This window comes from Thiohalomonas denitrificans, assembly GCF_016841685.1.
Classification (GTDB): Bacteria; Pseudomonadota; Gammaproteobacteria; order Thiohalomonadales; family Thiohalomonadaceae; genus Thiohalomonas; species Thiohalomonas denitrificans_A.
The window spans coordinates 1-5,711 of record NZ_JAENYR010000133.1 but is presented as its reverse complement, the minus strand read 5'-3'; the positions used below and the strand labels follow the sequence as shown (position 1 = coordinate 5,711).

The 5,711-nt window shown below is 61.8% G+C and carries 4 protein-coding genes; 2 read left to right on the top strand and 2 right to left on the bottom strand.

What is annotated here, in order from left to right; translation table 11 throughout:
• Window positions 1-354 precede the first annotated feature (354 nt).
• Window positions 355-963 (bottom strand): lipoprotein insertase outer membrane protein LolB, encoded by a 609-nt coding sequence (gene lolB / locus Q7L05_RS16825; protein ID WP_303909383.1) that lies wholly within the window; start codon window positions 961-963, stop codon window positions 355-357.
• The gene (locus Q7L05_RS16820) at window positions 960-2,711 is read right to left on the bottom strand and encodes a tetratricopeptide repeat protein (protein WP_303909381.1); all 1,752 of its coding nucleotides are present in this window, start codon (window positions 2,709-2,711) and stop codon (window positions 960-962) included. The genes lolB and Q7L05_RS16820 overlap by 4 nt, the downstream gene beginning before the upstream one ends.
• 441 nt (window positions 2,712-3,152) lie before the next feature.
• Here Q7L05_RS16820 and hemA point away from each other — a divergent pair, with 441 nt between their 5' ends.
• Together hemA and prfA are read left to right on the top strand one after the other, a co-directional pair.
• Window positions 3,153-4,421, top strand: a complete 1,269-nt coding sequence (hemA, locus tag Q7L05_RS16815) for a glutamyl-tRNA reductase (protein WP_303909379.1) — start codon at window positions 3,153-3,155, stop codon at window positions 4,419-4,421.
• On the top strand, window positions 4,418-5,503 hold the full coding sequence (gene prfA / locus Q7L05_RS16810; protein ID WP_303909378.1) for a peptide chain release factor 1: 1,086 nt from the start codon (window positions 4,418-4,420) through the stop codon (window positions 5,501-5,503). Before hemA ends, prfA begins: the two co-directional genes overlap by 4 nt.
• Window positions 5,504-5,711: the final 208 nt, after the last annotated feature.

Genomic DNA, 5,711 nt, shown 5'->3' with positions numbered 1-5,711 from the left:
TCTGGCGTTTCCTTCCAATTGTGGAGCGAGCGGTTGCAAGAATGCACCCTACGGGTTCGGCGAAACGGTGCATTTGGAGAATCTCGCTGCTCCGGGGGTGATTCATGGCCTGGGGCCTCCGGTCGTCGACGTAGGGCGCATTCTCGATATACCCGCAAAAGTGGCCAAAAGCCGCCACCTTTGCGGGATCCCCCATACCGTTGTGAGGCCCGGAAACAAATGCGCCGCGACTCCGGTTTGGCGAAACGGTGCATTTGGAGAAGCTGGCGGTTTTCGGGGGCGGTTCCTGCTCTGGCGTTTCCTTCCAATTGTGGAGCGAGCGGTTGCAAGAATGCACCCTACGGGGCCAGGCTCCTAGCCGGCCCCGGCGGGCGGGGGAAGTGTCCAGTCGCCGATCACCAGCCGCACCTCTGAATCGCCTCGACTCGCAAAAACGCGGGTGGGCATCTCTGCGCCGTCTTGCTGGCGGTAATCCATGAAACGAATCGACCATCCATCCTGCTGCAGCTGAGCAAGCCGGCCCTGCGAGTCCAGCTGGCGCTGCGCTGTACCGGGGGCCGGCAGCCCCAGCACCCAGTAGCGCAGGGAGGCCACCGGAACACGCCAGCCCAACTGCTGATAGAGCAACTGGTCCGGGTCATCGGAAACGGCCCGCTCACCCTTGCTGGTTTCCAGTTGCACAAAGCGCGGGCTCCCTTCCAGCCGCAGACTGCCCTGTCCCAGCGGCGCGGTGATGCGCATGGTGTAACGGCTGTTATCCTGACGCCAAGTGAGGGTGGCGTGCCACGCCTCCCCGTCGGATTGAATCGCCAGGCGTCCATTAAGGCGCCAGCTGTCGAGCGCCTCCAGACGGTCACGGTGGGTGGCCCAGGCCTGTTCCGGGTCAGCGACCGGCGGCTGCGGGGCGAGTGCGGCACAGCCCGTCAACAAGGCGGCTGCGAGAATGCCGAGGAAGCGGATCATCGGCTGGTAAATTGCTCGATGACGCTCTGCAGCAGCTCATGTTCCGGAGCGTATTCCAGTGCCTGGTCCCAGACCTCGCGCGCCTGGTCCCGCTCCCCGCTCACCCAGAGGACTTCTCCCAGGTGGGCGGCGATCTCGCCGTCATGCTGCAGGCTTAGCGCACGCTGCAGGTACTTCAGCGCCTGCTTGTGTTCTCCGAGTCGGTAAAGCACCCAGCCCATGGAGTCGAGCACCGCCGGATCTCCCGGCGTCTGTTCGTAGGCGCGCTCGATATAGCTTTTGGCCTCTTCATAGCGGTCGGTTCGGTCGGCCAGGGTGTAGCCTAACGCGTTGAGGGCCTGGGCATTGTCGGGTTGCGCCGTGAGAATGGCCTTGAGGTCCTGTTCCAGCAGATCGATGCGGCCCACCCGCTCGGATGCCATCGCTCGGGCATAGAGCAGGTCCGTATTCCCATCGAAGCTCTCCAGCCCGCGGCTATAGACCGCCATGGCCTCCTCGTGGCGTTCGGCATCGCTAAGCAAGGTCCCCTCTGCCATCACTCGCCGCAGACGCTGCTCCGGCTCCCCGAGCTCAAGTCCGTTGAGGTACTCACGTGCTGCTTCGAGGCCATCCTGGTTCGCAATCAGCAGGGCGACCCGCAGACGCGCGTCCATAAAGCCTTCGCCGGACACGGAGTTGTACCATTGGATCGCCTGTTCCGGGTCATCCTGCGACTCGGCAATCTGCCCCAGCGCGAGGGCAGCCTGGCTTTTGTGCTGTTCGGCCTCCAGGAGCTTGCGGAAATAGCGCTCGGCCTCGTCCAGGTCTTCGGCCTGCATGGCAAGCAACCCCAGGGCATAGGCGATGTCCGGATCCTCAGGCAGTTCCGATTCCAGGCTCCGGAACTGCCGACGTGCCGCATCCAGTTGCCGGGCATCCACCAGGAGCCGGGCATAGTTCAGGCGCAGATTGCTGTTTTTCGGCTGCAGTTCGACAGCCGACTGCATGACCCTCACCGCCTCCTCGGGCTGCCGCACCCGATGCAGCAGGTTGGCTTTCAGGATCAGCGCCTCGATCCGCTCCGGATTGTCGGCCAACACCTGGTCCAGCGCCTTAAAGGCCTCTCCGTTCTCGCCGATTTTTCCGGCAAGTTGGGCATAGGCGTAAAGCGCGTCCATATTCCCGGGGTATTTCTGCATCACTTGGCGCATGACCTGCAGGGCACGCTCGCCGTTCTGCTCCCGGCTCAGCAGACTGGTAAGCAGGGAGAATCCCTTGGAAATGTCATCACCGAAGGAGTCGAGAACGACCCCGAGGTGTTCCGCCGCTCCATCCAGCTGCCCGGCCTTTATTTGCAGGGCGGCCAGCGACTGTCGCGCCTCGATATTGTTCGGTTCCAGTTCCACCCAGAGCTCGGCTGCTTCCCGGGCGCGTTCGTAATCGCGGCCGTAAACCGCCACGTGAACCGCTCGACGGGCCACCTGCGGGTCGCGGGAGCTGCGGGCCGTCTGCAGGTAGTTGTGAGCCGATAGCGTCAGATTGCCACGCTGTCCGGCAAACTCGGCCACCAGAAGTTCATACAGCATTTCGGGGGCGATCCGGGTTTCTGCATCGGGCTCGGGAAGTGGTTCCGGACTCGGTTCGGGGGCCGACTCCCGCTGCACGGCAGCTGAGGGTTGCGGTGCCTCCTCCGACTCGGGAGCGTTTTGCGAAAGGGTGCTGCAGCCGGCCAACAGGCCGCCTATCGCTACTATCAGGTACTTCTTCATTACTTCTAATCTCCGCCGAACCGCGTTAGCTGCGACCGGTCAACTATAACGCAGATAATTGCTTCGAATCTCGCTGCCGGGAATCTCCCGGGCTTTCTGCTGTCCACTATGACACGTGAAAACGATTCGATACTCCCGTCGATCGGCTCGAAATTTGTTTTGCATGTCGAAAATAGTACCGAACGGCGCCTGCAGGGCTATGAGAATCGCACATTATCCTGAATCTATCTTGCTTGTCGCCTAGCCCGGCTTCTGTATTGCGGAAGAGCTATTGGCCCTGCTATGCGCCATTGCCGCGCCTTGAATCCGGACCGGAATCCGGCGCAATATGGGGGCAATTATCGGTTTCCGGGTCCTAAGTATAGAACTGGCCTTGATTAGGAAACGCGCACTAGCGCAAAATTGGCCGATACGCGAGTCACTTTCCGGGTTTGGGGTTCCATGACGCTGCTGGCTTTTGGCATCAATCACAAAACGGCACCCGTGAAGATCCGGGAACGGGTAGCCTTCTGTCCGGAAAAATTGCCGGAGGCGCTGCAGGAGTTGTCCGCTCACAACAGAGTGAGTGAGGTGGCAATCCTCTCGACCTGCAATCGGACAGAGCTCTACTGCGGTCTGGATGACTCGGATCCCGAAGCCGTCCTCTCCTGGTTCAGGAAGTTTCACGGCCTCGACGCCAGAGAGGTGGACCCCTACATCTACGCCCATCCGGACCGCATGGCGGTTCGCCATATGCTGCGGGTGGCCAGCGGCCTGGATTCACTGGTACTGGGTGAGCCGCAGATCCTGGGCCAGATGAAAAGCGCCTACAGCACGGCCCACGACGCCGGCACCATTGGCCGAAAACTGAACCGTCTGTTTCAGCACACCTTTCTGGTGGCCAAGCAGGTACGTACCGATACGGCCATCGGCGCAAGCCCAGTCTCGGTGGCGTTCGCGGCGGTCAATCTTTCCCGGCAGATCTATTCGAATCTCAGCGAGCACACCGCTCTGCTGATCGGCGCCGGTGAAACCATCGAACTGGTGGCCCGGCATCTCCACGAGAACGGCATTCGGCAGATTGTGGTCGCCAATCGAACCGTGGAAAAGGCGCATGCGCTGGCCGCGGAATTCGGCGGCTATGCCATCGCACTCAATGAAATTCCCGCCCATCTGGCGGAGGCCGATATCGTCATCTCCTCCACCGGAAGCCAGCTTCCGATCCTCGGCAAGGGCATGGTGGAGTCGGCGGTGAAGGCGCGCAAGCACCGGCCGGTACTGATGGTCGATATCGCGGTTCCGCGGGATATCGAGTCGGAAGTGGGTGAGCTCGATGACATCTATCTCTACACGGTGGATGACCTGCAGGAGATTATCGATGAGGGGTTGCGCTCCCGCCAGGAAGCCGCCCAGCAGGCCGAGGAGATCATCGAAACCCAGGTGGCCCATTTCATGGGCTGGATGCGCTCGCTCCAGGCGGTGGCGACCATTCGCAGCTATCGCGACCGCAGCGAGGCCATGCGCGATGAGGTGGTGGAGCATGCCATGCGGCAACTGCGCGCTGGCCACGACACGGAAGAGGTCATCACGGAACTGGCCCGGCAATTGACCAACAAGTTGACCCACGAACCTTGTGTTCAGATGAAACAGGCCGGTTACGAGGGGCGCCTGGAACTGCTGGATACCGCCCGCGAGCTGTTCAACCTCAAGATCCCTGAAGACAATCTGTGAAAGCCTCCATCCATAGCAAGCTCGAAAATCTCTCCGAGCGGCTGCAGGAGCTTAGTGCCCTGCTCGCCGATCCCGGTATCATTGCCGACCAGGGCCGTTTTCGCGGTCTCTCGCAGGAATACGCCCATCTAAGGCCCGTGGTGGAGACTTTCGACGCCTATCGCAGCACACTCGGCGACATCGAAACCGCCGAGGAACTGGTCTCCGGGAGCGATCCGGAAATGCGCGCCATGGGTGAGGAGGAGCTCCGGGAGGCACGGCAGCGGCGCGAAGAGCTGCAGGTTGAACTGCAGAAGCTGCTGCTGCCCCGGGACCCCAACGACACCAAGAACACCTACATCGAGATCCGCGCCGGGACCGGTGGTGACGAGGCGGCGCTATTCGCCGGGGACCTGTTTCGCATGTACAGCCGTTACGCCGAGCGCCAGCGTTGGCAGGTGGAGGTGATCTCCGCCAATGAAGGTGAGCACGGCGGCTACAAGGAGGTCATCGCTCGCGTGGTGGGGCAGGGCGTCTATTCGCGGCTGAAATTCGAATCCGGCGCCCACCGCGTGCAGCGTGTGCCCGAGACCGAATCCCAGGGGCGGATTCACACCTCTGCCTGCACTGTGGTGGTGATGCCCGAGGTGGATGAGGTCGAGGCGGTGGATGTCAATCCTGCCGACCTCAAGGTGGATACCTTTCGCGCCTCCGGCGCCGGCGGTCAGCACGTCAACAAGACCGATTCCGCCATCCGCCTGACGCACCTGCCTTCCGGCATCGTGGTCGAGTGCCAGGACGAACGTTCCCAGCACAAGAACCGCGCCAAGGCGATGGCCCTGCTGCGGACCAAGCTGTTTTCCGCCGAGCAGGAGAAGCAGGCGGCAGAGCAGGCCGCAACCCGAAAGAGCCTGGTAGGCAGCGGCGACCGCTCCGAGCGTATCCGTACCTACAATTTCCCGCAGGGACGGGTCACCGACCACCGCATCAACCTGACACTCTATAAGCTCGAAGACATCATGCAGGGCGACCTGGACCAGATCGTCGAACCCCTGATTTCCGAGCACCAGACCGAACAGCTCGCAGCCATGGCCGAGGAGTAGGGAATCAGATTTGACCACGGGGGACACGGGGTAAAATAGGTTTTTCGGTTTTTTCTCTCCGTGCGCCTCGTGTTCCCCGTGGTTCTACAAGGGGGAATTGTTAAGTTCTTCAGGAGCCCGGCCGTTCCGCGGCCCGAATCAATGACGAAGATTTAGCCGTCATTGCGAGCCGTACCCGCCGCTGCGCGGCCCCGAATCGATGACGAAC

Excerpts from the sequence above, each read along its gene's own strand:
- lolB (WP_303909383.1), bottom strand. The coding sequence starts at position 963 with ATGATCCGCTTCCTCGGCATTCTCGCAGCCGCCTTGTTGACGGGCTGT.
- hemA (WP_303909379.1), top strand. The coding sequence starts at position 3,153 with ATGACGCTGCTGGCTTTTGGCATCAATCACAAAACGGCACCCGTGAAG.
- Q7L05_RS16820 (WP_303909381.1), bottom strand. The coding sequence starts at position 2,711 with ATGAAGAAGTACCTGATAGTAGCGATAGGCGGCCTGTTGGCCGGCTGC.